This is a genomic window from Bacillus sp. FAU20 (genome assembly GCF_056033865.1).
The window spans coordinates 101,939-128,014 of sequence record NZ_JBVYHY010000024.1; the positions used below are offsets into that span (position 1 = coordinate 101,939).

The 26,076-nt window shown below is 37.7% G+C and carries 30 protein-coding genes and 1 pseudogene; 19 read left to right on the forward strand and 12 right to left on the reverse strand.

Annotation, left to right across the window (positions count from 1 at the left end):
• Positions 1–13 precede the first annotated feature (13 nt).
• The 10 genes from metQ (AC0OM3_RS20870) to yunB all read left to right on the forward strand — a co-directional run bounded on the left by metQ (AC0OM3_RS20870) (position 14) and on the right by yunB (position 10,376).
• A complete protein-coding gene (metQ, locus tag AC0OM3_RS20870) occupies positions 14–826 on the forward strand; it encodes a methionine ABC transporter substrate-binding lipoprotein MetQ (RefSeq protein WP_000735087.1) in 813 nt (270 codons plus the stop codon).
• 70 nt (positions 827–896) lie between these two features.
• Entirely contained in the window at positions 897–1,703 is an 807-nt protein-coding gene (gene metQ / locus AC0OM3_RS20875; RefSeq protein ID WP_000722399.1) for a methionine ABC transporter substrate-binding lipoprotein MetQ, read from the forward strand.
• Between the two features lie 238 nt (positions 1,704–1,941).
• Positions 1,942–2,727 (forward strand): Fe-S cluster assembly ATPase SufC, encoded by a 786-nt coding sequence (gene sufC / locus AC0OM3_RS20880; protein ID WP_000929160.1) that lies wholly within the window; start codon positions 1,942–1,944, stop codon positions 2,725–2,727.
• Between the two features lie 15 nt (positions 2,728–2,742).
• Complete coding sequence (gene sufD, locus AC0OM3_RS20885) at positions 2,743–4,035, forward strand: Fe-S cluster assembly protein SufD (RefSeq protein WP_000152185.1); 1,293 nt, start codon at positions 2,743–2,745, stop codon at positions 4,033–4,035.
• Positions 4,035–5,255, forward strand: coding sequence for a cysteine desulfurase SufS (sufS, locus tag AC0OM3_RS20890; protein ID WP_001020767.1), 1,221 nt, complete (start codon positions 4,035–4,037; stop codon positions 5,253–5,255). Before sufD ends, sufS begins: the two co-directional genes overlap by 1 nt.
• On the forward strand, positions 5,245–5,676 hold the full coding sequence (sufU, locus tag AC0OM3_RS20895; protein ID WP_000009523.1) for a Fe-S cluster assembly sulfur transfer protein SufU: 432 nt from the start codon (positions 5,245–5,247) through the stop codon (positions 5,674–5,676). Before sufS ends, sufU begins: the two co-directional genes overlap by 11 nt.
• Before the next feature lie 48 nt (positions 5,677–5,724).
• Positions 5,725–7,122 (forward strand): Fe-S cluster assembly protein SufB, encoded by a 1,398-nt coding sequence (gene sufB, locus AC0OM3_RS20900; protein ID WP_001118827.1) that lies wholly within the window; start codon positions 5,725–5,727, stop codon positions 7,120–7,122.
• Between the two features lie 708 nt (positions 7,123–7,830).
• Positions 7,831–9,222, forward strand: coding sequence for a bifunctional metallophosphatase/5'-nucleotidase (locus AC0OM3_RS20905; RefSeq protein WP_474213021.1), 1,392 nt, complete (start codon positions 7,831–7,833; stop codon positions 9,220–9,222).
• Between the two features lie 65 nt (positions 9,223–9,287).
• A complete protein-coding gene (locus tag AC0OM3_RS20910; RefSeq protein WP_000248466.1) occupies positions 9,288–9,590 on the forward strand; it encodes a YunC family protein in 303 nt (100 codons plus the stop codon).
• Between the two features lie 54 nt (positions 9,591–9,644).
• A complete protein-coding gene (yunB, locus tag AC0OM3_RS20915) occupies positions 9,645–10,376 on the forward strand; it encodes a sporulation protein YunB (RefSeq protein ID WP_000021793.1) in 732 nt (243 codons plus the stop codon).
• 72 nt (positions 10,377–10,448) lie between these two features.
• Here yunB and AC0OM3_RS20920 read toward each other — a convergent pair whose 3' ends face one another.
• Positions 10,449–11,432 (reverse strand): M23 family metallopeptidase, encoded by a 984-nt coding sequence (locus AC0OM3_RS20920; RefSeq protein WP_474212914.1) that lies wholly within the window; start codon positions 11,430–11,432, stop codon positions 10,449–10,451.
• Positions 11,433–11,621: 189 nt separating this feature from the next.
• On the opposite strand from AC0OM3_RS20920, the gene lipA reads away from it, so the two are divergent.
• Positions 11,622–12,518: a lipoyl synthase gene (gene lipA, locus AC0OM3_RS20925; protein ID WP_000166372.1), complete on the forward strand. Its 897-nt coding sequence runs from the start codon at positions 11,622–11,624 to the stop codon at positions 12,516–12,518.
• Between the two features lie 20 nt (positions 12,519–12,538).
• Here lipA and AC0OM3_RS20930 read toward each other — a convergent pair whose 3' ends face one another.
• Together AC0OM3_RS20930 and AC0OM3_RS20935 are read right to left on the reverse strand one after the other, a co-directional pair.
• On the reverse strand, positions 12,539–13,018 hold the full coding sequence (locus tag AC0OM3_RS20930) for a YbaK/EbsC family protein (RefSeq protein WP_000272748.1): 480 nt from the start codon (positions 13,016–13,018) through the stop codon (positions 12,539–12,541).
• Positions 13,019–13,092: 74 nt separating this feature from the next.
• Positions 13,093–13,647, reverse strand: a complete 555-nt coding sequence (locus AC0OM3_RS20935; protein WP_474212917.1) for a histidine phosphatase family protein — start codon at positions 13,645–13,647, stop codon at positions 13,093–13,095.
• 133 nt (positions 13,648–13,780) lie between these two features.
• Here AC0OM3_RS20935 and AC0OM3_RS20940 point away from each other — a divergent pair.
• Positions 13,781–14,223: pseudogene (locus AC0OM3_RS20940) on the forward strand (hypothetical protein).
• A 25-nt stretch (positions 14,224–14,248) separates the two neighbouring features.
• Here AC0OM3_RS20940 and AC0OM3_RS20945 read toward each other — a convergent pair.
• Positions 14,249–15,064 carry a YhfC family intramembrane metalloprotease gene (locus AC0OM3_RS20945; RefSeq protein WP_474212919.1) on the reverse strand — a complete coding sequence of 272 codons (816 nt, stop codon included), beginning with the start codon at positions 15,062–15,064 and terminating at the stop codon, positions 14,249–14,251.
• Positions 15,065–15,163: 99 nt separating this feature from the next.
• Between AC0OM3_RS20945 and AC0OM3_RS20950 the strand changes: the two genes are divergently transcribed.
• Positions 15,164–15,898 carry a MerR family transcriptional regulator gene (locus AC0OM3_RS20950; protein ID WP_000178780.1) on the forward strand — a complete coding sequence of 245 codons (735 nt, stop codon included), beginning with the start codon at positions 15,164–15,166 and terminating at the stop codon, positions 15,896–15,898.
• A 34-nt stretch (positions 15,899–15,932) separates the two neighbouring features.
• Here AC0OM3_RS20950 and AC0OM3_RS20955 read toward each other — a convergent pair whose 3' ends face one another.
• The gene (locus AC0OM3_RS20955; RefSeq protein ID WP_000744207.1) at positions 15,933–16,511 is read right to left on the reverse strand and encodes a YhcN/YlaJ family sporulation lipoprotein; all 579 of its coding nucleotides are present in this window, start codon (positions 16,509–16,511) and stop codon (positions 15,933–15,935) included.
• 115 nt (positions 16,512–16,626) lie between these two features.
• On the opposite strand from AC0OM3_RS20955, the gene AC0OM3_RS20960 reads away from it, so the two are divergent.
• The gene (locus AC0OM3_RS20960; RefSeq protein WP_078418185.1) at positions 16,627–16,944 is read left to right on the forward strand and encodes a YutD family protein; all 318 of its coding nucleotides are present in this window, start codon (positions 16,627–16,629) and stop codon (positions 16,942–16,944) included.
• A 45-nt stretch (positions 16,945–16,989) separates the two neighbouring features.
• Here AC0OM3_RS20960 and AC0OM3_RS20965 read toward each other — a convergent pair whose 3' ends face one another.
• From AC0OM3_RS20965 to glpX, 3 genes are all read right to left on the reverse strand, one after another.
• Positions 16,990–17,487 (reverse strand): hypothetical protein, encoded by a 498-nt coding sequence (locus tag AC0OM3_RS20965; protein ID WP_001174558.1) that lies wholly within the window; start codon positions 17,485–17,487, stop codon positions 16,990–16,992.
• Positions 17,488–17,860: 373 nt separating this feature from the next.
• The gene (locus AC0OM3_RS20970) at positions 17,861–18,127 is read right to left on the reverse strand and encodes a DUF3055 domain-containing protein (protein WP_000392611.1); all 267 of its coding nucleotides are present in this window, start codon (positions 18,125–18,127) and stop codon (positions 17,861–17,863) included.
• 16 nt (positions 18,128–18,143) lie between these two features.
• Complete coding sequence (gene glpX / locus AC0OM3_RS20975) at positions 18,144–19,115, reverse strand: class II fructose-bisphosphatase (RefSeq protein WP_000439090.1); 972 nt, start codon at positions 19,113–19,115, stop codon at positions 18,144–18,146.
• 147 nt (positions 19,116–19,262) lie between these two features.
• Here glpX and AC0OM3_RS20980 point away from each other — a divergent pair, with 147 nt between their 5' ends.
• The 3 genes from AC0OM3_RS20980 to AC0OM3_RS20990 all read left to right on the forward strand — a co-directional run bounded on the left by AC0OM3_RS20980 (position 19,263) and on the right by AC0OM3_RS20990 (position 21,290).
• On the forward strand, positions 19,263–19,703 hold the full coding sequence (locus AC0OM3_RS20980) for a DUF86 domain-containing protein (protein ID WP_000274009.1): 441 nt from the start codon (positions 19,263–19,265) through the stop codon (positions 19,701–19,703).
• Positions 19,704–19,783: 80 nt separating this feature from the next.
• A complete protein-coding gene (locus tag AC0OM3_RS20985) occupies positions 19,784–20,416 on the forward strand; it encodes a helix-turn-helix transcriptional regulator (protein WP_474212928.1) in 633 nt (210 codons plus the stop codon).
• Between the two features lie 109 nt (positions 20,417–20,525).
• On the forward strand, positions 20,526–21,290 hold the full coding sequence (locus tag AC0OM3_RS20990) for a TIGR01457 family HAD-type hydrolase (protein WP_000276467.1): 765 nt from the start codon (positions 20,526–20,528) through the stop codon (positions 21,288–21,290).
• Between the two features lie 209 nt (positions 21,291–21,499).
• Here AC0OM3_RS20990 and AC0OM3_RS20995 read toward each other — a convergent pair whose 3' ends face one another.
• Positions 21,500–22,081 (reverse strand): NAD(P)H-dependent oxidoreductase, encoded by a 582-nt coding sequence (locus tag AC0OM3_RS20995; protein WP_000683454.1) that lies wholly within the window; start codon positions 22,079–22,081, stop codon positions 21,500–21,502.
• A 623-nt stretch (positions 22,082–22,704) separates the two neighbouring features.
• On the opposite strand from AC0OM3_RS20995, the gene AC0OM3_RS21000 reads away from it, so the two are divergent.
• Positions 22,705–23,184, forward strand: a complete 480-nt coding sequence (locus AC0OM3_RS21000) for a GNAT family N-acetyltransferase (RefSeq protein WP_000351219.1) — start codon at positions 22,705–22,707, stop codon at positions 23,182–23,184.
• A gap of 23 nt (positions 23,185–23,207) precedes the next feature.
• Here the strand turns inward: AC0OM3_RS21000 and AC0OM3_RS21005 are convergent, their stop codons facing one another.
• The gene (locus AC0OM3_RS21005) at positions 23,208–23,699 is read right to left on the reverse strand and encodes a phosphatidylglycerophosphatase A family protein (protein ID WP_000665103.1); all 492 of its coding nucleotides are present in this window, start codon (positions 23,697–23,699) and stop codon (positions 23,208–23,210) included.
• A 120-nt stretch (positions 23,700–23,819) separates the two neighbouring features.
• On the opposite strand from AC0OM3_RS21005, the gene yutH reads away from it, so the two are divergent.
• Positions 23,820–24,821 (forward strand): spore coat putative kinase YutH, encoded by a 1,002-nt coding sequence (gene yutH, locus AC0OM3_RS21010; protein WP_000581259.1) that lies wholly within the window; start codon positions 23,820–23,822, stop codon positions 24,819–24,821.
• Positions 24,822–24,882: 61 nt separating this feature from the next.
• Here yutH and AC0OM3_RS21015 read toward each other — a convergent pair whose 3' ends face one another.
• Together AC0OM3_RS21015 and AC0OM3_RS21020 are read right to left on the reverse strand one after the other, a co-directional pair.
• Entirely contained in the window at positions 24,883–25,098 is a 216-nt protein-coding gene (locus AC0OM3_RS21015) for a hypothetical protein (RefSeq protein WP_001137786.1), read from the reverse strand.
• A gap of 550 nt (positions 25,099–25,648) precedes the next feature.
• A complete protein-coding gene (locus AC0OM3_RS21020) occupies positions 25,649–25,885 on the reverse strand; it encodes a NifU family protein (RefSeq protein WP_000431159.1) in 237 nt (78 codons plus the stop codon).
• Positions 25,886–26,076: the final 191 nt, after the last annotated feature.

Here is a 26,076-nt window from a genome sequence, read left to right on the forward strand (position 1 = left end):
GAGGATGTTTCAAATGAAAAAATTATTACTTACGGCACTTATTTCAACTTCAATTTTTGGGTTAGCTGCTTGTGGTGGGAAAGATAAAGATGAAAAGAAACTTGTTGTGGGTGCTTCTAACGTACCGCATGCTGAAATTTTAGAAAAAGCAAAACCGTTACTTGAGAAAAAAGGAATTGAATTAGAAGTCAAAAAGTTCCAAGATTACGTGTTGCCAAATAAATCGTTAGCGGATAAGGATTTAGATGCAAACTACTTCCAGCACATTCCGTATTTAGAGAAAGAAATTAAAGATAAAAAATATGATTTTGAAATAGCAGGAAAAATTCATTTAGAACCAATCGGTGTATATTCTCAAAAATATAAGAGCTTAAAAGAACTTCCAGACGGAGCGACAATCATTATGAGTAATTCCGTTACTGACCATGGACGTGGTTTAGCAATTTTACAAAAAGAAGGCATTTTAAAAATTAAAGACGGAGTAGATCCAGTTAGTGCAACTCCAAAAGATATTGCAGATAACCCGAAAAACTTAAAGTTTAAAACGGACATTGAGCCAGGTTTGTTACCACAAGTGTATAACAATAAAGAAGGCGACGCTGTTTTAATTAACTCGAACTATGCAATTGATGCAAAGTTAAATCCAGAAAAAGATGCAATTGCAATTGAAGGTGATGATTCACCGTACGCAAACGTATTAGTGGTTCGTAAAGGTGATAAAGATAAAAAAGAGATTAAAGAGCTTGTAGAAGTATTGCATTCTAAAGAAATCGAAGACTTTATTAATAAAGAATATAAAGGGGCAGTTGTTCCTGTAAAAGAATAATTGCTGAAAAGGCTGGTGTATGCCAGCCTTTTTTATAACTACATAACTATAGGGGAGAAGGGGACATCATATGAAAAAGATTTTATTGTCAGTTGTTACAGCGCTGTCTGTATTTACATTAGCTGCTTGCGGAGGAAAAGAAGAGAATAAGCTTGTTGTTGGAGCCTCTAACGTGCCGCACGCTGTTATTCTAGAGAAGGCACAGCCAATATTAGAGAAAAAAGGCATTAAGTTAGAGATTAAAAAGTTCCAGGATTATGTACTGCCAAATAAAGCGTTAGCGGATAAAGAAATTGATGCGAACTACTTCCAGCATATTCCGTACTTAGATAAAGAAATCCAAGAAAAGGGATATAAAATTGTAAACGCAGGAAAAATCCATTTAGAGCCGATGGGTATTTATTCTAAGAAATATAAAAGCTTAAAAGACTTACCAGATGGCGGAACAGTAATTATGAGTAATAACGTAGCGGAGCGAGGCCGTATGTTAGCATTGTTACAAAAAGGCGGAGTGATTAAGCTTAAAGATGGTGTAGATGTTGTTAAGGCAACCGTAAAAGATGTAGTCGAAAATCCGAAAAACTTAAAGTTTAAAACAGATGTAGAGCCTGGATTGTCACCAAAGCTGTATGAAAATAATGAAGGTGATGCTTTATTTATTAATTCAAACTATGCAATTGATGCAAAATTAAATCCAACAAAGGATGCAATTGCGATTGAAGGAGCAGACTCTCCGTATGCAAACATCATTGCAGTTCGTAAAGGTGATGAGAAGAAAAAAGAAATTAAAGAGCTAGTAGAAGTGCTACATTCAAAAGAAATTCAAGATTTTATTAATAAAGAATATAAAGGTGCTGTACTTCCGGTAAGTGAATAATTATAAGGAAAGGACTGGAAAATTACCAGTCCTTTTTTCTTTATATAAATAAGAAGAAAGGTGTATCATAGAAAGATGCAAAGGAAATACTTATATACATTTGTGAAAAAACGGTTACTTTTTTTCGTCGTTTGCGATATCATTTTATTTGATATAAAATTAGAATGAGAATAAAATGAGAATATGAACGTTTTAGGAATTTTTAAAATGTATATATAGGATTAATGGAGGTATTGAGATGGCTGGTTCTACATTAACGGTTAAAGACTTACACGTATCAATTGATGGCAAAGAAATTTTAAAGGGTGTAAACCTTGAAGTAAAAGGTGGAGAAATCCACGCAATTATGGGACCTAACGGAACAGGTAAATCAACTTTATCTTCTGCAATTATGGGTCACCCAAAGTATGAAGTAACAGAAGGTAGCATCATCATCGACGGTGAAGATGTATTAGAAATGGAAGTAGATGAGCGCGCACAAGCGGGTCTATTCCTAGCAATGCAATATCCAAGTGAAATTAGCGGAGTAACAAACGCTGACTTCTTACGTTCTGCAATTAATGCACGTCGTGAAGAAGGCGATGAAATTTCTCTTATGAAATTTATCCGTACATTAGATAAAAACATGGAATTCCTAGAAATGGATCCAGAAATGGCACAACGTTACTTAAACGAAGGTTTCTCTGGTGGAGAGAAAAAACGTAACGAAATTCTTCAATTAATGATGATTGAGCCAAAAATCGCAATCTTAGATGAAATCGACTCAGGTCTTGATATCGATGCATTAAAAGTTGTATCTAAAGGTATTAACGAAATGCGCGGCGAAGAGTTCGGTTGCCTAATGATTACGCATTACCAACGTTTATTAAACTACATCACTCCAGACTTCGTTCACGTTATGATGAACGGTCGTATCGTTAAATCTGGTGGTCCTGAGCTTGCACAACGTCTAGAAGCTGAAGGTTACGACTGGATTAAAAAAGAATTAGGTATTGAAGACGAAACAACAGAGCAAGAAGCGTAAGAGAGGAGCATAAACATGACAATCGGTACATTACCTTTCGATCAAGAAACAATCCGTCAACGCGCAAGCGAAGTAAACGAAGCTGCTTGGTTGACTGAGTTCCGCTTACAAGCTCTTGCACAAGCAACTGAACTTCCAATGCCAACGCCTGATAAAACGAAAATTGAAAAATGGGACTTTATCGGAAAAGGCGACGCTGCTAAGCAAGAGCCTGTAAGTTCTTTAACAGAGCTTCCAGAAGCAGTGAAAAACTTAATCGATGAAAACAACAGCGTATTAGTACAACGCACTGGTACAACAGCGTTCGTTTCTTTAGCAGACGAAGCAAAAGAAAAAGGTGTTATTTTTACAGACATCGTAACAGCTGCAACTGAGCACGCTGAGCTAGTACAAAAGTACTTAATGAAAGATGGCGTGAAGGTAGACGAGCATCGTTTAACTGCACTTCATGCTGCATTAATCAACGGCGGTGCATTCGTATATGTTCCGAAAAACGTTGTTCTTGAAACTCCACTTCAAGCTGTATTCTTAGTAGACGGCGAAGAAGCTAACGTATATAACCATGTATTATTCGTAGCTGATGCGAACAGTACTGCAACTTATGTAGAAAACTATGTTGCAAATGAAAATGCTAAAGGTATTGCAAATATCGTAGCAGAAGTAATCGTGGAACAAGGCGCACAAGTTAAATTTGGTGCGGTTGATCTATTAGCAAAAGACGTAACAACTTACGTTAACCGCCGCGGTGTTGTTGGACGCGACGGCCGCATTGATTGGGCTCTAGGCCTTATGAATGACGGAAATACAATTTCCGAGAACGTTACAAACTTAATGGGCGACGGTTCATATGCTGATACGAAAACAGTAACAATTGGCCGTGGTAACCAAACACAAAACTTTACAACTAAAGTTGTTCACTTCGGTAAACACTCTGAAGGTTGGATTTTAAAACACGGTGTACAAAAAGATAGTGCAACATCTATCTTTAACGGGATTGGTAAGATTGAACACGGTGCATCTAAATCAAACGCACAACAATCTTCTCGCGTTCTTATGTTAGATGAGAAAGCACGCGGTGATGCAAACCCAATTCTTTTAATCGACGAAGATGATGTAATGGCAGGTCACGCAGCTTCAGTAGGCCGCGTAGATCCGTACCAATTATACTACTTGATGAGCCGTGGTATTCCAAAACGCGAAGCAGAACGTTTAGTCATCCATGGATTCTTAGCACCTGTAGTAAATGAGCTTCCAATTGAAGGAGTAAAAGCACAGCTTGTTGAGGTAATTGAAAGGAAAGTTCGCTAATGAATATTCATGAAATACGCAAACAGTTTCCAATTCTTGATCAAAAAGTGAACGGCAAACAACTTGTATATTTCGATAGTGCAGCAACTTCTCAAAAACCAATTCAAGTCATTGAAACGTTAGAACGTTACTATAAAGAATATAATTCTAACGTGCATCGCGGTGTTCATACGCTCGGTACGAAAGCTACCGACGCGTATGAAGGTGCACGCGAGAAAGTTCGCAAGTTTATTAACGCGAAATCAATGGAAGAGATTATTTTCACGCGCGGAACGACAACTGCATTAAATACAGTAGCGGCTAGCTATGGTCTTGAAAATGTAAAAGAAGGCGATGAAATCGTTATTTCTTACATGGAGCACCATAGTAACATCATTCCGTGGCAACAAGTTGCGAAGAAAACTGGTGCAACTTTAAAATACCTTCCGCTTCAACCAGACGGTACAATTTCTTTAGAAGATGTTCGTCAAACAGTTACACCGAATACAAAAATCGTTTCTATTATGCAAGTTTCAAACGTGCTTGGAACGATTAACCCTGTAAAAGAAATCGGAGCGATCGCACACGAAAATGGCGCAATTATGGTCGTTGACGGTGCACAAAGTACACCTCACATGAAAGTAGATGTACAAGATTTAAACTGTGATTTCTACGCATTATCTGCTCATAAGATGTGCGGACCTACAGGCATCGGCGTATTATATGGTAAAAAAGAATTGCTGAACAATATGGAGCCAATTGAATTTGGCGGTGAAATGATTGATTTCGTAGATTTACAAGAATCTACTTGGAAAGAGCTTCCGTGGAAGTTTGAAGCAGGTACACCGATTATCGGTAATGCAATCGGACTTGGTGCGGCAATTGATTTCCTAGAAGAAATCGGTCTTGATAATATTGAAAAGCATGAGCATGAATTAGCGCAATACGCTTTAGAAAGACTATCAGAAGTAGATGGCGTTACAATTTATGGTCCAAAGCATCGCGCTGGTCTTGTTACATTTAATATTGAAGACGTACATCCTCACGATGTAGCGACTGTATTAGATGTAGAAGGCATTGCAGTTCGCGCAGGACATCACTGTGCACAACCGCTTATGAAGTGGCTAAAAGCTTCTTCAACAGCACGTGCGAGCTTCTATTTATATAATACAAAAGAAGAAATTGATACATTTGTTGAATCGCTAATCAAGACAAAGGAGTATTTCACAAATGTCATTTAATAATTTAGATACGTTATATCGTCAAGTTATTATGGATCATTATAAGAATCCTCGTAACCATGGCGTGTTAGAAGATAGTGTTACTGTTAACTTGAACAATCCAACTTGCGGCGATCGTATTCAACTTACGATGAAAGTAGAAGAAGGTATTGTGCAAGAGGCGAAGTTTGAAGGCGAAGGATGTTCAATCTCAATGTCTTCAGCTTCAATGATGACACAAGCAGTAAAAGGTAAGAAAATTGAAGAAGCACTTCAGCTTTCGAAAATTTTCTCTGACATGATGCTAGGAAAAGAGTACGATGACAGCATCGATTTAGGAGATATTGAAGCATTACAAGGCGTATGCAAGTTCCCTGCACGTATTAAATGTGCAACATTAGCGTGGAAAGCGTTAGAAAAGGGCTTAAACGAAGATAAGTAATGTTAAAGGTTCCTAAAAATGAGGTTATCTAAGGAGGGACACACCAACATGGCGAAGCAACTGCCAGATATCGGCGATTATAAATATGGTTTCAAAGACAAAGACGTTTCGATTTTCCGTGCTGGACGCGGTTTAACAAAAGAGATCGTTGAAGAGATTTCACGTATGAAAGAAGAACCACAGTGGATGTTAGACTTCCGTTTAAAATCACTGGATAAGTTCTATGAAATGCCAATGCCACAATGGGGCGGCGACTTAAATGACTTAGATTTCGATGAGATTACGTACTACGTAAAACCATCTGAGAAATCTGAGAAGTCTTGGGATGAAGTACCTGATGAAATTAAAGCAACATTTGATAAATTAGGTATTCCAGAAGCTGAGCAAAAATATTTAGCTGGTGTATCTGCACAGTACGAATCTGAAGTTGTATACCACAACATGAAAGAAGACCTAGAAGCTCTAGGAATCGTCTTCAAAGATACAGATAGCGCATTAAAAGAGAACGAAGATATTTTCCGTGAACATTTCGGAAAAGTAATTCCACCAACAGACAACAAATTCTCTGCATTAAACTCTGCAGTTTGGTCTGGTGGATCATTCATCTACGTTCCAAAAGGTGTTAAAGTTGATACACCACTTCAAGCGTATTTCCGTATTAACTCTGAAAATATGGGACAATTCGAGCGTACGCTTATCATCGTAGACGAAGGCGCACACGTACACTACGTAGAAGGTTGTACAGCACCTGTTTACACGACTAACTCACTTCACAGTGCGGTAGTAGAAATCATCATTAAAAAAGATGCATATTGCCGTTATACAACAATCCAAAACTGGGCGAACAACGTATACAACCTAGTTACAAAACGTGCGGTTTGTGAAGAAAACGCAACGATGGAATGGATTGACGGTAACATCGGATCTAAATTAACGATGAAATATCCAGCAGTTATCTTAAAAGGTGAAGGCGCTCGTGGTTTAACATTATCTATCGCGATTGCTGGTAAAGGCCAACACCAAGATGCTGGTGCGAAAATGATTCACTTAGCACCAAACACGTCTTCAACAATCGTTTCTAAATCGATTGCGAAGCATGGTGGTAAAGTAACTTACCGTGGTATCGTACACTTCGGACCAAAAGCGAAAAACTCTCGCTCTAACATCGAGTGTGACACGTTAATCATGGATAACCAATCTACATCTGATACAATTCCTTACAACGAAATCAAAAACGATTACGTTTCACTTGAGCACGAAGCGAAAGTATCGAAAGTATCAGAAGAACAATTATTCTACCTAATGAGCCGCGGTATTTCTGAGCAAGAAGCTACAGAAATGATCGTAATGGGCTTCATCGAGCCATTCACTCGCGAACTTCCAATGGAATACGCAGTTGAAATGAACCGCCTAATCAAGTTTGAGATGGAAGGTTCTATTGGTTAAATAGAAATGCGGAGCCGACTGTTCAGACCCGTTGGCTAAGGTTCTTTCGCACAGAAGATGCTTTTTATCTTCTGGTGCGGAAGGTTCTTAGACATGAGGGTTTAGGAGGCAAAGCTGGACAATATTTAAAGTGGAAGCGGCTCGTTCAGAATGTGAGGGGGAAGAAGTGAAGCCACCGAACATTCTAGCCGCTAGAACTGGATAATATATGTATGAAGAAAGCGCCCTGCTGTGCAGGGCGCTTTTTTGTTTTGCGGATTTGTCTTGGCTTGGGAGAGGGTACCCGGGTGGGTGTTCAGCTAAATATATCAACGATTTTTCAAATATATCGATCATAAACGGGAATATATCAACGATTATTTCAATATATCAACGTTTCGACAAGGAATATCGATTTGTCGACAAGATAAGACAAAAGAAAATTCTCACATACCCCAAACATTTTATAAGAACAGAGAACGACTAGGTTTAAGACAAAGAGACTGACAAATCCACCCCTCCCTCCACTATCTGGAATTCTTTCCTGTATTAGCAAAAGTTTCTCATATAAAAAAGGACAATCTTTTGCTTTTTCTCACAATGCGAGTACAATGTAAAATAGCAAGAAAAGACGAAAAGTATTTACAGGATTATTGCGTGCGCATAGCGTAAATGGCAGTAAGGAACTGAGAGGAGGTTTTTTCTCTGAATATAAATAAAGAAACAATCATCCATCTTTATCATACAAACGATATACATAGTCATTTTGAAAATTGGCCGCAAATTTCTCGGTTTGTACAAGAGGAGAAAAAGCGAAGACAGGAAGCGGGAGAGACTGTTTTGACGGTTGATATCGGCGATCATGTGGATCGTTTTCATAGTATTTCGGAAGCGACGAATGGACTTGGCAATACGAAGCTTTTGAATGAGGCGTTATATGATTATGTAACGATCGGAAATAATGAAGGAATTACGTTAGCGAAGGAGCATTTGAATCGTCTATATGATGATGCTGGATTTGAGGTGCTCGTCGCGAATTTATTTGAAAAAGAAGGGGTACGTCCGGAGTGGGCAAAGCCTTATAAATTACATACAACGACAGATGGGATTACGATTGTTTTTATCGGATTAACGGTAGCTTATCCGGAGTTTTATTATATGCTCGATTGGCATATTGAAGATCCGCTTATCCATTTAGAGTCAATTTTAGAAGAAGTGAAAGATGAGGCTCATATTACAGTTGTTCTTTCTCACCTTGGAAAAAGCATGGATGAGTATATGGCGGAGCATTATGATGTAGATGTTATTTTAGGGGCACATACGCATCATTTATTTGAGCGAGGCGTTCTTATGAATAATACGTTACTTTGTTGTTGTGAAAAGTGGGGACGTTACGTTGGGCACGTTCAGCTTACTGTGGATAAAGAGACGAAGAAGCTGTTGAAAAAGGACGGTAGAGCGATTAAGACAGAACGTTTAGGTGCTTACAGCAAACCGTTATCCACAATTGAATTGCTGCAGGAAGAAAGTAAACAGATTATGGCAGAGCCTGTCGTTCATGTAAAGGAATCATTGCCAGTCGATTGGTTTCAGGAAACAGCATTTTCGCACATGTTAGCAAATGCGCTGAAAATGTGGTGCGGTGCAGAGATTGGAATGGTGAACGCGGGTGTACTTCTTGAAGGATTAGAAGAAGGTGTTGTGACGCGCGGAGATATTCACAGAATTTGTCCACATCCAATTAATCCTTGTGCTTTGAAAGTTCCAGGAAAGATATTAAGAGAAGTTATTTTGAAAGCACGTAAACCGAATATGGAGAATCTTGAGGTAAAAGGATTCGGATTTCGGGGAAAAGTGATGGGGAAAATGATTTACGCTGGTGTAGAAGTAATTCCAGATACGATTCCCGGGAATAAAATTTTACTCGAAGATGTATTAATTAACGGGGAATCGCTGGAATTAGATCGTATATATACAGTAGGAACGATTGATATGTTTACATTTGGCTACTTATACCCAGAGCTATCCACACTTTCTGACAAACAATATTATATGCCAGAACTACTTAGAGATGTGTTAACAGATATGTTAATAACTTATACATCTTCCGTTAAACTATAGGCTAGTTAACTTGTAACACTCATTTTTCTCTTGTCATACAGATAAGAAAGAGAGGAGTGTGAACTATGGTTAATGTGGAGCCAATTATAATTGATAATTATACGTTTATTGCAGTTAGCGTGAAACTTCCAAAGACGAATTTGCTAGCTGTAATGAGCGATAAAGGATATATTATGTGTGGTGCATTAGATGTAGGTCTTTTAAATGAGAAATTAGGTGATCGAGGAATTATTGCTGGTCGTGCGGTTGGTGTAAGAACGATTGAACAACTTCTTGAAGCGCCACTAGAATCGGTAACGACTGGAGCTGAAGCATTAGGCATTCCAGCAGGAACGATTGGAAAAGAAGCATTATTAAAAATGAGATAAGCATATATCGTCCCTCCTTCTTGCATAGAAATGATATAAGAAGGAGGTTTTTTTATGAGTATATTTCGCTCGAAAAACTCGCGGTTTCGAAAGGGACCTATTGCCTTTCGGTATATACTGCTTATGTCGTTTATTCTTTTTGTTATATTACTTACGCAAGGGTTGTGGATTGTGAATAATAATATTCAGCCGACCTTAATTAAATATGGGGAAGTAGAGACACATAAAATGGCTACAGCAATTATGACGAAGGCAGTAAAGGATCGAATTAATGAAGGATTCGATGTCGATTCATTAATGAAAGTACAGAATGATAAAAACGGAAAAGTATCCACAATTAATTTAAATACGAAGCAAGTAAATGAAATCGTAACGTCAACGACCACGTACATAGAAAAATATTTGCAACAAGTAGAACAAGGGAAGTTGAAGGAGCTAGGTATTTCTGAAAAAAACGGGGCGACTATGGCAGTTCCTTTTGGGCGTGTAACGGATAATGCACTTCTTGGTAATATAGGACCAGATATTCCAATTCATTTCACGCCAATTGGTCATGTGAATACAGATATTAAACAAAAAATTGAGCCGCATGGGATTAATACTACAGCGATTCAAATTGTTATGGAAATGGAAGTAACATTGCAAGTAATTATTCCATTTCATACGAAAGAGATAACGGTGAAACAAAATGTTCCAATTGCGACGCGTATCGTTCAAGGGGAAGTGCCTACGTATTATGGAAGCGGAAGTGTTGCTGTACCTGATAAAAAGAAAACAGATAGTTAATTGCATATAAAGTGAAACTCGGCTGAGCCGGGCTTTTACTGGATAAAAAATAACCGTAGCAATGCGCTACGGTTATCGTTTTGTATTTGCTCGTTCTTTGCGTTCCCAAAGGCTTAAATGCATGTATGGATCGAAGGCCCATTCTGTATAGCCATTGTCTTTATACATGCCAAAATGTAAGTGGGGTGGAAATTTTCCGGCTGTACCAGGAGGTCCATAACCAGTGCTACCAACAAATCCGATTACTTTTCCTGGTTCAACAATTTGTCCAAGCTGTATTTCTTTTGAAAACCCGCCTAAATGGGCGTAATAATGGTAATTGTTATGAAGGTCACGAATACCAATGCGCCATCCACCAAGGCGGTTCCAACCTTTCGTTTCAATAATGCCATAGCAAGTCGATCTTACTGGCACGCCATATCCGGCGAAAATATCGGTTCCTTCATGAATCCTTCTGCCGCCAAAACTTCTTCCAGCGCCGAAAGTACTACGGTAGCTATGGTCACTACGAATCGGAAGAGGAAAAGCATTTCCTTCTAAATTAATACGTCCATAATGTTTATAAATTTGGGCGTATTCGCTAATTAAATCAACTGTTTTTGCACGTCTATAATATTCCCAAAGCATAATTTTAATACGGTCTTCTGACGTTCCTTGTTTCCTTAAAATAGTCGCTGCGGTATGCAGAAGATCACGGTCGCTATTTGCATTTGCAAATCCATCTTTGTCACCATCTAAACCTATTCCGCCAAATAGAGAAATTGTATGGGGGAGAGTATCGTTACTATTAATAGGCCCAGCCCATATTTCTGGTTTGAAATAAAGGGAAATGATGGCATCTGGTTTTTTCGGAATATCTTTTCTTACGCTCCGTATATTTCTTTCATATTGATCCATTGCAGCTAAGTAATACCATGGAATGCCTGAAGACTGCTCGGTTTCTTTATATAGTGCCATGCGCTTTTTGTATATGCTTTGCTGATTATCTTCACCGTAAGCGATGTTTTGGTGGAGAAGAAAACAAATAGAAAGCAAAAGAGAAATTTTTCGAAGCATGAAATAGACTCCTTTCACAACATCACTCTTTTTAGTGTGGGATATACGGAGTATTTCATTATAGGGAACGATTGGAAAAAATCTTAGAATCTTCATTTGAGCAAATCGCTTTCATACGTTAGAATAGATATGTTACATTGAAAGAAGCGAACACGGTAAACTATTTCATATTGTGCGGAGTTGATAACCATGACAAAACAAACAGAATATAAGCGCAAGCCCGAATGGTTGAAAATTAAGTTAAACACGAATGAAAACTATACAGGCTTAAAGAAAATGATGCGTTCTAAGAATCTTCATACCGTTTGTGAAGAGGCAAAATGTCCGAATATTCATGAATGCTGGGCTGTAAGAAAAACAGCAACATTTATGATTTTAGGTGCGGTTTGTACACGTGCTTGTCGTTTTTGTGCGGTTAAAACAGGCTTACCAACTGAGCTTGATTTACAAGAACCAGAACGCGTAGCAGATTCAGTAGTTCAAATGGGTTTAAAGCACGTTGTTATAACAGCGGTTGCACGTGATGATTTAAAGGACGGGGGAGCAGCTGTTTTTGCTGAAACAGTACGCGCAGTACGTCGTAAAAACCCATTCACGTCTATCGAAGTATTACCATCTGATATGGGTGGAGTAGAAGAAAACTTAAAAATGTTAATGGATGCAAAACCAGATATTCTAAACCATAACATTGAAACAGTACGTCGATTATCTGACCGAGTTCGCGCTAGAGCAAAATATGAACGTTCATTAGAGTTTTTACGTCGAGCCAAAGAAATGCAGCCTGATATTCCAACTAAATCGAGCATTATGGTGGGCTTAGGTGAAACGAGAGAAGATTTAATTGAAGCAATGGATGACTTACGTGCAAACAATGTGGATATTTTAACTCTTGGGCAATACCTACAACCATCTAAGAAGCATTTACCAGTTCTTAAATATTACCCACCAGCAGAATTTGCAGAGCTTAAAGAAATTGCACTTAGCAAAGGATTTAGCCACTGTGAAGCTGGCCCACTTGTGCGTTCTTCTTACCATGCGGACGAGCAAGTACGTTCTGCAAAAGAAAAAACAGCAGAAGCTAAATAATGAAAAAAGAGAGCTAGCGATTAGCTCTCTTTTTGTTTGTACTCTAAAACGGTATTTGTACATGTTAATAAAATCTTTTTTAATTCTTCTGTGGATAATTCAATTGTAAATTCAGGAACACCAGGTGTAATTAAAATTTTATCGTACGTATAAATAGCGTTATCCACAATAATTGTTACATCGTGTGAATATCCGAAAGGAGCTACACATCCCGGCGTACAACCAGTTTTGTCTCGCAGTTCATCAGGAGAACAGAGAGATAAGCGTTCTCCTGTTAGCTCTTTCATCTCCCCCCGGTTGAGCCTTGTGCCCTCTAACGTAAAAAATACGTAATAATCTCCAGACTTTGATTTTAAAAATAAGCTTTTACTTGGAGTGCCTTGTAAGCCAAGTCTCTCACGTACGATCCGATCCGTCTCATAATCGAGTACTGGTTCGTGTTCGAATTTTTCATAAGAAACATTTGTTTTATGTAGTAAAGCAAGTACGTCTTCGTACATATGAAATGATACCCCTTTCTATTGTTAGAACAGTCTCTTCTCGTGGCGTCAACTGAATGTTTTGGAAAGGGATATTACTTGGACGATGCTTCCCATAAGCGTTTTATGATACATTGTTCGTCGATTGTAATTTCGTAAATATCAGGATTGGTTAAAGTTCTCCATTCATTAAAGCCAATCGTATGATCAAAATGCTTTAAAATGAGCGTAAGTAAATTGCCATGTGTAACAAGTAGTGTTGTCGTATGGTTTAATTGTAAAACGTCTTGAATAAGCGAAAGGGCACGGTCTGTTGCTTGTTTTGTTGACTCTCCGCCTGAAAAGGCAATATCTATGTTCGTAAAAGTGGATTCTAGTTTTTGCATCCAATCATCCATTGGAACGTTGCTCAATATGCGTTCAGTTAATCGTTCATCTTCTTGGATAGATAAGTTAGCTTGGAGCGCATAGGGCCGAATGGAATCGATAGCTCGGACAAATGGGCTTGAAATAATATGATCGATTTGTAGATGATTTTCTAAGAGGAATGTAGCAAGAGTATTTGCTTGGTCTTTTCCATCGGTCGTTAATTCATCATCACGTTTTTGCCCAGTTGCTGAACAATGTCGTATTACAATAATTTTCTTCATAATTCATCCCCATCTTTCAAGTTGACGCTATATACTTCGACAAATGTGGAAATAATTCCTTTTTCTTGGAAACGGCATATTGATTTAAATATGTGGAAAATTAATGTGGATAATGAACATTTGAGGTGCAATCATGAATAAAATGATATGTATTGTATTTAGTCTTTGTTTTTTTATACACTTGTCCACAACTTATGCAGAGTCGAATCAAAAAGTAAATTATCAAGCAATCGAAATAAGTCATTTGTGAGTGAGGATGTTTTTTATAAACAGTTAGACAAGAAAATCTATAAAGAATACAATAATGCAGCATATAGTGTTCGAAAAAAAATCTTATTTAAAGAAGTGGCTGATGAAGAATTTTCTTTCCTACAAAAAACAGCCATGGGTCGTCGGAGTAGTGTGATGCTTCAAGATTTTTTTGTTCATCCTGATCGCCAAGTTTATTTTTTCGCTTCCTTTTCTCAAAATGAGGTAGAAGAGTTTCATGAATATATCGTTATAGATGCAGAAACAAAGAGGGAGCTGCAAGAGGGCAAAAGTTATTATCAGTGTGGTAATTCATATAAAAAATAAACCACCAATTTTGGTGGTTTATTTTTTACTCCGGCACACTCATTAATTTCGCTTTCATCTTGCGAATAAGAACGACAGCGCCAATTGTACAGAGAAGTGTAATTCCTTCGGCAACGAAGAGATTGATTGTTTTTGTTTGGTAAAGTGCCGCGAAAAAGTCTACAAATGCGTGGAATAGTATAGCGTATACTAGGAAGATATATTTCTTCTGTTTTACTGCGTATAAAACAAGCATTGTAAAGGCGATTTGAAGCACGAGTGCCATAATTCTTTCTAAGCTACCAAGGAAGTATAAGTAGGCAGGTTGCTGAATTAACATGTCCTGTAAAATGCTGAGCTCGGGTTTTTGTTCAATCAGTCGAGCGAAGCTACCATCGTTAATAGAATTAGCAAAGATTAATGCTTGTAATGCAGAAAAACCGCCAATTAAAATAGATTCAATTCCGCCGTGACCTATTCCATAAGCGAAGCCATCTTTATATTCTAGATATTTTTTTAGTAAGAAGAAGAAGGCAACGAAGCATCCTAATTCTTCAAAAATACCAGCAGTCAATCCGCCATAAATTGCGAAGACAAACGGATTTTCTAAAAATGGAGCGATTGTTGGATTACCGCGCATAAATAGGTGGAATGGTGTTTCAAGAATTTGGGTAAATCCGATAAAGATAAGAACACCAATGCCGACCACTTTCCAATTAATATGATATTTTTTACGGAAATAAACGAGTACGATAATTGGGACCAGAATCGAGACAATGAGTTGAAAGATGATGCTGGCAATTACAGTATTTGAAACCATACTTTCACCGCTTTCTAATATATGTACATATCTATTATGCATGAAATAGGGGAGAGATGAAACTTTTAGAAAGAAAATGAATTTACTTATTGACTCTAACGTTGCGTCATACTTTATCGTATGTACTAAGGGGGGATACAAATGACAATGAGAGTAAAAGAAGTAGCTGATTTAGTTGGAATTAGTGTGCGCACACTGCATCATTACGATGAAATTGGGTTGTTAACCCCAGACGAGACGACAGAGTCTGGATATCGTCTGTATTCCAATGAAAATTTAGAGACGTTGCAGCAAATTTTGTTTTTTAAAGAACTAGGCTTCCCTTTGAAGAAAATTAAAGAAATTATCATGAGTCCATCATTTGATCGCGAAGAGGCACTACAGCTTCATAAGAAAATGCTTCTTGAGAAGCGTGCCAGATTAGATAAGGTGATTGCGACGATTGATAAAACAATTCAGCATACAAAAGGAGAGATTGAAATGACGAATAAAGAGAAATTTGAAGGATTCGATTTCAGCCATAACCCATATGAAGAAGAAGCACGTGAAAGATGGGGAGACGCAGCTGTAGATAAAGCGAATGAATATGCGAAAGGTATGTCAAAAGAGAAGCAAGAAGAGTTTAATGCTATTTACAGAAATTTAGCGGCACTTAGACACGGTGCACCTGATTCCAAAGAGGCGCAAGAAGCTATCAAAGTATGGTACGATTACTTGCAAAACTTTAGTCACTATTCATTAGATGCTTTTAAAGGACTCGGCCAAATGTACGTCGCTGATGAGCGCTTTACGAAAAATATCGATAAGTTTGGCGAAGGTTTAGCGCAGTTTATGTGTGATGCAATGGAAGTTTATGCGGATCGTAATAAAAAATAAAAAGTAAAACAGGTGGAGATTTTCTCCACCTGTTTTACTTTTTAATCATATCATTCAAGGTCTGATCTCCCGTATTGTTCAAATGAGGATTTTTACTCATTTCACGTTTTAGCATATCGAGGCTTTGCGTATATTCTGTATCATTTAATGCGCCAGATTGAAGGCCTTGAATTTGGGAAATCAACTTTTGGTCTGTTGATACATATGCTTTATAATAGCGAGGGACGATGGACAAAGCAGCTCTATATACTTGATCCGCTACAAGTTTTGGATCCGTTGTGTTTGCACGATATACAACAAATACTTCATCATCGGTAACGAGTGTAGCAGCGTTTGTAACGTCAGGAAGTTTGACGGTCATGCTTGTAATCATTTCAGCGACTTTCTCGCGATTAATGGCCCCTACTTGTTTGTTAGATACTTCATGCTTTTGTTTAGAAGAATAACCGACTCTTGTGAGTCTTGTATTTGTATTTTCCGTATGATACATGTCATTTTTATTGGAAACAAGAACACGGCTTCCTTCTTCACGTTCCATTTCGGCTTTATTTGCTGGCTGGCAGCCTGCAAATAAGGAAAGAGTGAGGAGAGAGAGCATAATTTGTTTTTTCACGATGTATCACCTCCTTCTCCATAGCATGCACTAATTTTCAATTTTTTGTATTTGAAATTGTTGGTTGGTATGCTTTGTGATACGATAAAAAGAAGAATGCTTAGAGAGGAAGTTAATGATGGAGCAAAAGCAAGAGCAAGAGCAAGAGATGCATGCTACGGTGAGCATTAATAATGTTCAGTACGAAGTAATTAAAAACTTTCGTGATGGTTTTAGTGAAGAAGCATTTAAAGAGCGTTATGCAGAAATTTTAAATAAATATGATTACATCGTTGGAGACTGGGGTTATGAGCAACTTAGATTGCGCGGTTTCTTTGATGATAGTAATCAACGTTCGACATATGATACGAAAATTAGTACGTTATCAGAGTATTTATACGAGTACTGTAACTTCGGTTGTGCACACTTCGTATTACGAAAAGTGAAGAAATAAAAAAATCCTCTTACAATTGTAAGAGGATTTTTTGCATATGCTCGCTTACAAACAAATCGAGATATAATCGCCTTCAGAAAGTATTGTATTTGGCTTCATTTGTTGTCCGTTCAATTGAATATCCCCATTTTTAATTTTATCCACAATGAGTGTACGGCTCCAGTCAGAAATATATGTGGATAAGGCTTTATCGATGCGGTGGGAACCGAAAATGAGGTCTAATACAAGCGTGATTTCGGCTATGCCGTTTTCTTTATGTTGCATAATGGAAATAGTAGTTGTTGTTTCGGCTTGATCTTGCTGGGTCATATCGATCGTTTCAACGTGATCAGTAAATGATTTATAAATACGCAGTTTTTGATTCCACGTATGATCTTTCGGACATTTATAAATAGCAAATCGGTATATGTTTTTTCCATTGGCGTTATGCCTACGAATATTCGTATCAGTAAATAGGGTAGTACGTCCGCAATTTTTACAATATTTTTCGATTGTGTGTTGCTGATTTTCATATAAACTCCAAGAAATTTGTACTTTCTGCATTTTCCTTCACCTCTTATAGTAGTGGCAAAGAAACGTAATACAGCTATTTGGATGTCTTGTAGTATGAAGACATGAGAAAAAGACAAAAATAAAAGGAGGTTCCCCAAAGAGGAACCTCCGTAAACATCATACTACAGATGCAATACGTTCCTTTGTAATGGGAATGGGCAGACTACTCCCTTGAAAAAGCGTGGTGCTTTTTTGAGAGTAATGCTATCCAATTGCTGGTCCATTACAAAGTAAATGTTGGCATACGTAGATAACGTCCTTTCTATCCAAATAGATTTATTCTTCATTATAACATATAATGCTGAAAATTCAAAATAATAAAGGCGAAAAAACACCAGCTAAAATAGCTGGTGCATACGATAAATTATATAAGTTCAAATAAAAATGAGCGTAATTCTTCTGCAATTTCTTCAGTCATAGAAAATGCGTGCTCTAAGTAGCCTGGTTCGTTTAAATCGTCAGCACCGATAATTGCAAATTTATTACTTTGCATATCAAGTACAATTGTTTTACCGTAATGACGATCGGAGTATAAAAGCGCTAAATCATGACGCTCATTTTCTCCCATAAAGCTAACGAAACGAGTTTTTGTAGCGACAGTATCGTCGTACAGAAAGAAACGTTCTTCCATACACATGGCTCCTTTATTAAATATCTAAGTTTAAGTGTGGTTTATGATCTAAATGGTGATGCGTTTTAATGAATCGTACTGTTCTTGTTTTGTAACGCATTACGATAGAGTATGTTTCAGCTAAATCTCCGCCAAGGAATTTAACACCGTCTAATAACTCACCAGCAGATACACCAGTTGCTGAGAAGATTGCATCATCCCCAGATACTAAGTCATCTAACATAAGAAGTTGACGAGGATCTTCTAATCCCATTTCACGACAACGAGCTTCTTCTTCTTCGTTCATTGGAACTAAGCGAGCTTGCATTTCACCTTCAAGACATTTTAATGCTGCTGCAGAAATAACGCCTTCTGGAGCTCCGCCAATACCTACGAATAAGTCAATACCTGTTCCAGGTAGTGCTGTTGCGATTGACGCACCAACATCACCGTCACCAAATAATTTTACACGTGCACCTTTAGCACGAACACGATCGATAATATCTTGATGACGTTCACGTTCTTGAACGATAACTGTTAGATCGCGAATCTTTTTATTGTTAGCTTCTGCTACAATTTCAATTGTTTTTTCAATTGGATCATCTAAGCTAATTTTACCAGCTGCTTTTGGACCAACCGCGATTTTTTCCATGTACATATCAGGAGCATGAAGAAGGTTTCCTTTATCTGCGATTGCGATAACTGCCATTGCATTTGCAAGACCTTTTGCAACGATGTTTGTACCTTCTAGTGGGTCAACGGCGATGTCTACTTCTGGACCGTTACCTGTTCCTAGTTCTTCACCAATATACAGCATCGGTGCTTCATCAAGTTCTCCTTCACCAATTACAACTGTACCTGCCATGTTTACTGAATCAAACATATCACGCATTGCTGTAGTTGCTGCATCATCTGCTTCGTTCTTCTTTCCGCGGCCCATCCACTGTGCGGATGCTAATGCTGCTGCTTCTGTTACACGGACAATTTCTAGTGCGAGTTCACGTTCCAAGATTTCATTCCTCCAATTTCAAAAATCATACAAATATAACTATAACAAATAACAGAGAAAAGGTGAATTCGAAAAATTGTCGATTTTTTCAGAAGAAAGCGTTACAATTAAAATGTAAATGCTTTAATTTCCAGGTAGGTGACATTCATGTATTTTGTAGACAGAAAGAAAATAGAACAAATGCTAGTATGTTTAGAACGAGCAACAAGTACATTTCAAGAGAAAAAGATATATGAAACCGAGTTTGAATTTTATGCATTAGAGCGCATAGCCCATCTTATTATTGATACTGTATTAGATGTAGGAAATGCGATGATTGATGGATTTATTATGCGCGATCCAGGAAGTTATGAAGATATTATTGATATTTTAATGGATGAGCGAGTGATAAGTGAAGAAGATGGACAAGGGATGAAAGAAATTATCCTTCTTCGAAAAATGCTTATGCAAGATTATATTCAAATGAATCATGATGAATTATATAAGACGATTCAAAAACATATTGCAGTGGTAGAAAAATACCCAGCAAATATTCGCAGTTATTTAGAAAAGGAATTAGGACCTGTATCTGCATTTGTACCAGAATAATTATGCTTATAAGATCCCCAGAGAATGCCTTTTGGGGATCTTATATTGTATGTGAGAAAGAAAAGGGAGAAGGGTGAAGTATGGGGGAAGCACGTACTACGAAAGACGAGATTGTACAATTGTTGAAAGTAAAGGGAGAGCACACGGTAGCGGAACTAGCTGACGTTTTAGAGATTACAGAAATGGCAATCCGAAGACATTTAAGTAATCTTGAGAAAGACGGACTCATTTATTCTAAGATGGTAAGGCAACATGTCGGAAGACCAACTTATTTGTATGGATTAAGTGAAAAGGGAGAAGATACATTCCCGAAAGAGTATAAGCAATTTGCGATTGATATGCTAGAAGATTTAGCTCGAATGGGCGATGGAAAAATACTTCGTTATGTTTTAAAAGAGAGAACGAAGCGAATGGAAGAACAGTTACAAAAGCGAGTGAGTGATCAAAAGAATTTAGCATATAAAGTGCAAGAGATAGCAGCGATGCAAGAGAAAAATGGTTATATGGTTCAAATTAAGAGAGACGGAGAGAACTCTTTCGTAATTGAAAAACAAAACTGTCCGTTAAAGGAAATTGCAGAGAGATTTCCGCAAGTATGTGAAGATGAAAAAGAGATGTATAAGCGTTTATTTGCAGGGGCAGATGTAAAGACGTTAGCAAACATGTGCGAGGGGGATTGTAGTTGTTCTTACCAAGTAAAAGAGAAAAAATGAACGTTATGGGGCGCTTTAAGGTAAAGCGTTTTTTTCTTTGTAAAAAGCGGGTAATATAAGAATGGTATGATAAGGTGAGAACGTTAGCATAGAAGGAGAGACATAATCGATGTATAAAGGGTACTTAATTGACTTAGACGGTACGATGTATCGCGGAGAAGAACAAATTGAAGAAGCAAGCGACTTCGTAAAAGCATTAGGAGAGCGCGGCATTCCATATTTATTCGTTACGAATAACTCAACTCGTAAACCAGAACAGGTAGCAGAAAAACTTGTTCGTTTCGATATTCCAGCGAAAGCAGAGCAAGTATTCACAACGAGTATGGCGACTGCGAACTTCATTTATGAACGTAAACAAGACGCAACTGTATATATGATTGGTGAAGAAGGCTTACACGATGCACTTGTGGAAAAAGGATTTGAACTTGTGGATGAAAATCCTGATTTCGTTGTTGTTGGTTTAGATCGTGACATCACATATGAAAAATTAGCAAAAGCTTGTCTTGCTGTGCGTAACGGCGCAACGTTTATTTCTACAAATGGAGACATTGCCATTCCGACTGAGCGCGGATTGTTACCAGGTAACGGCTCATTAACATCAGTTGTAGCAGTGTCAACAGGTGTGGATCCAATCTTTATCGGAAAACCAGAATCAATCATTATGGAACAAGCTTTAAAAGTGCTTGGCATAGAAAAAAATGAAGCATTAATGGTTGGGGATAACTATGATACAGACATTTTAGCAGGAATAAATGCTGGTATGCATACCCTTCTTGTCCACACTGGAGTCACAACTGTGGAGAAGTTAACAGAATATGAAGTACAACCAACGCAAGTTGTGCATAACTTGACGGAGTGGATTGAGAAGATGTAGTGAAGAAAGCTGTTCCAAACTTTGGAACAGCTTTTTTTATTCCTGCTATTTGCAGGCAGCCCGATTGGTGTGGGCTAACATTCAGTTGTGACTAGTGTCGATTTTTGTCGGTAAGTCGATATATTTTAAAAATCGCCGATATAATCTGAGTTGCGCCGATATATTTAGAAAATCGCTGATATAATCTGAGTTGCGCTGATTTAATTTTATTAAAAAGCACGATTCACAACGTCTTTAACCTCTTCAAGATATTGTTTACGCACACTGTTATCCACAGAAGGAACACTTGTATAGAATGTATGCTCAATTGTTTCAATGCCTGTAAATTCAAAAATACCAACATCCGCTGTTTTCTTCATTGCATCAAACATGCCGCCTGCTGTGTATGCTTCTTTCGTATTGCCCATTGTAGATAATAATAACCCTTTTTTACCGCTTAATAACTTCTCGATGCCATTTTCACCGTAAGCATAAGCGAAGCCGTGGCTAAATACACGGTCAACGTATCCTTTTAAAATAGCAGGAAGTCCCGCCCACCAAACTGGATAAATAAATGTAATGCTGTCAGCCCAAGAGATATGCTCTTGCTCTTCTTTAATATCTGCTGGTGTGTTTCCTTGAGAAAATGAGATGAAATCGGAAGCGCCTAATACTGGATTGAAGTTTAATTCATATAGATCGCGAACGCGTACTTCATGGCCTTTTTCTTCTAATTTACTTTTTACCGTTTCTAAAATCGCATGGTTGAAGCTTTCTGTATTTGGGTGTGCATAAACGATTACATGTTTCATTGTTCTTCCTCCTATTTGTGGATATGTGAATAGTTATTTGTATATCTGTAACTATTATGGTTACTGCTTTTGTAGAAGTCAAGTAATACATATGTATGTATAAAAAGACGCCCGAAAATCGCCTTTTTATACCCCGCTCATACAAAGTACAAAAAAGACAAATAAAATAATGACAATACCAATGCCGAAGTTAAATACGAGAGTACTATCCATATATGTAGCCTCCTTGCTTGAAAGTAAAAAGCACTCTAGTTAAGAGTGCTTTTTTATTTTGAATCTACTTTATAATTTTTAGAAAGTGATTCATGCGTGTAATGATTTACATTATTTTATGTATTTATACTTTGAAATGAGTAAGTCCTTGTTGGATATAGAAAAAAAGACACTCGTTGGAGTGTCTTTTAAGATGACAAAATGTGCCAATTGCTTGAGGTTGATAAGACGCTAATTTCCGTGTTAACGCCTTTTCTCTAATCAAGAAGTGTAGCAACAGCGATTCAAATAAATTGTACCACTTGTTTAATGGCTGTGCGTATGTAATTCTGCATATTGCAATTAGAGGGAAATTTAATGTGAAAAATGAATGAGTAAATATATAGAATATTTGATAAGGAGTGAGAAGATTGGATATACATGTGTTAACAAAAGAAGAAGCGATGGAGATAAATACGTGGGCGTACGAGGAACCATATAATTTATATAGTTTTTCAGGCGAGAAAGAAGTAATGGAAGAGCTATTAGATGGAATGTATTATGGCTGTTGTGACGGTCAAGGAGAGTTCATCGGTTATTTTTGTTTTGGAGCAAATGCACAAGTACCAGGTGGAAGAGATGCTAATTTATATGGTGGAGAAGATGTGATTGATATCGGACTTGGCATGAAGCCGGCGTTAACTGGGAAAGGAATGGGGAAAGAATTCTTCCAAGCTGGAATAGCGTTCGCCACGAAAGAGTTTAATGCAAAAATGTTTCGATTAAGCGTAGCGACATTTAATACAAGAGCAATTACGTTATATAAAAATATCGGATTTAGACAAGGGACTATTTTTTTGAGTCGCGGAAGAGAATTTATGCTGATGGAATACGAAAGGCCGTCAGCATGAAACTGACGGCCTAGAAAACATTATTATTCTGAGTGCTCAGCTCGGTGCGCTAAACGGCTTGACGCAGCGGCAGCGATTCCGCCGACGATATCATCAAGGAATGTATGCACCTTTCCAGTTGATTTATCATTTAAGTATTCTAAAATACCAGGTTTTAATTTATCAATATATCCAAAGTTCGTGAAACCGATAGAGCCATACACATTCACGATAGAAAGTGCGATAACTTCATCAATTCCGTATAAGCCTTCATCACGTTTTACAATATCTTGTAACGGCTCACTTAGCATTCCCTTTTCAGCAAGGACATCAAGCTCGATACCAGTAATCAGTGCGTTTTGTACTTCACGTTTTGATAGTACACGTTCTACATTGTAACGGCATTCTGACATCTCTAAATTTGGATGATATTTTTTTTGAAGAAAATGAACAAGCTCAGCAATATCGTCAATTGTTACACCGCGCTCTTGTAATAGTTGTAATGCTCTTTCTTGTAGTTGATTTGATTCTTTCATGTTTATCACCTTTTTTTCTTTTTAGTATTTGTATACGTTTCGTTGCTTTATCATGTGCATAGGAATGAAAGGCGAGCACAAGCTCATATATATAAAGAAAAACCATAGGTGGCGACTGCGATGATTCATCATATTTATGAGCATTATCACATGCATGTTAAAGAATTAATCCCCCTTGGCCCCTATAAAAGCTTTTGGATTCGCAACAAAATTTATGTACTTGTTCCAATTGGAGACATGGAGGAAGAAGTACTTGTAGAGATGAAAAAGCTCAGTGACTATATGAACCAGCAAGGGGATATAACTGTAGCGACTTTCGTTCCGACTATACACGGCTACTATGTAAGTGAGATAGAAGAACAAAATTACTGCTTATTAAAAGGTATGCGTGCATTAGAACGACATGCTACATCATTAGGAAGTGAGCTTTCTATATTCCATAAACGAGGTGCTTTTTTTCCAGAAGAGATCGAGCAATTAAGCCGCATTGGTGAATGGAAAGCGTTATGGGAAAAAAGGCTCGATCAATTAGAAAAGTTTTGGCAATCACAAGTGATGAACCACCCTACAGACGTATTCGATCAATTGTTTATTGAATCCTTCCCGTATTACTTAGGAGTTGCAGAAAATGCAATTCAATATGTTGTCGATACAGAGATGGATGATACGCCCCAACTGACTGATGCAGCAACAATTTGCCAAGAACGATTTACACCTTTATTATGGCATCAAACGAAGCGTCTCAAACTCCCTTTTGATTGGGTGTATGATCACCCAACTCGAGATATAGCAGAATGGATTCGCTATATGATGATTGAAAAAAAGAAAGACTGGGATCAAACAATCGTTCAATTTGTTACAGATTATGAACGGAATTACTCGCTGTCCTCATTTGGTTGGCGCTTATTATTTGCAAGGCTCCTGTTCCCGCTTCACTATTTTGAAACGGTCGAACGATATTACCAAACTGGAAACGAAGAACAAAAAAGCATATATAGAGATCGCTTAGAAGCCATTTTACACGATGTGAACCGCTCAGAGCAATTTATGAAGCACTTTTATGGCTCACTTCGTTTACCAGTAGATAAGCTTGGGATTAGAAAATTAGATTGGTTATCTTAAAAATATAAAAAAGAGACCGAGTGAGGTCTCTTTTTTATATACCACAATTTTATGTAATACATTATGCCCCTACCTGCTGATCTGTACATATATTTAAAACGAATTGATGCTTTTCGAGCTTTTCATTTACTTTATCCAATAATTCTTGCTGGATTTCTTTAAATAAAAATTGGTAGCTCGCATTCCATGTTGGTATAACAGATGAAAGGTCTAATAAATACTCTTTTTTCTTTTCTAGTTCTTGAATTGTTAAAAAAGTGTTCCCCATTCTTGGCATGTGTCGTCCCCCTATGTTTTTTTCTATATATGTGTGAACGATTCTATATTATTAATTATCGCATTTTTTGAGAAGGATTTCCAATTTTGTTTTATGATGTTAACGGATAAATGTAATTTGAATAAAAAAAGGAGACCAAATTTGGTCTCCTTTTAGAAGGCGATTTTGAACGAGCCGCTTCCGCTTTTAGTTATCCAGCTCCAGCGGCTAAAATGTTCGGTGGCTTCGCTTCTTCCGCCGAGGCCAAAAGCGCCTCTATGTCAGAAGCTCCATCCTCCTCACATTTTGAACGAGCCGCTTCTGCTTTTAGTTATCCAGCTCCAGCGGCTAAAATGTTCGGTGGCTTCGCTTCTTCCGCCGAGGCCAAAAGCGCCTCTATGTCAGAAGCTCCATCCTCCTCACATTTTGAACGAGCCGCTTCTGCTTTTAGTTATCCAGCTCCAGCGGCTAAAACAGTCGGCCATTTCGCACCTTCCTGCGAGGCCAAAAGCGCCTCTTCGTCAGGAGCTCCAATGACCTCCTGTTCTGAACGAGCCGCTTCTGCTTTTAATTAAAATACTTGTTCTACTTCAATAACGCCTGGTACTTCTTCAAGTAATGCGCGTTCGATACCAGCTTTTAGTGTGATTGTAGAACTTGGGCAGCTTCCGCATGCACCCATAAGGCGTAATTTTACGATACCTTCTTCAATGTCTACTAATTCAACGTCTCCGCCATCGCGAAGTAAGAATGGACGTAATTTATCTAATACTTCTAGTACTTGTTCTTGCATATGTGGGTTTTCCATTTTTATCGACTCCTTTCATCAGTTTTATTATAATCAAGATAGAGGGGAAAATCTATTTTTTCTGTTCTTGTTTTAATGTTGAAATTTTTTATCATGTTTACAACGTGTTTTTTCAGTATAGGGGTATGGAATAAGTTTGTAAAATGATGTGCTTATGTAATAAGACATCTGAATATACTGTTGAAACAAGA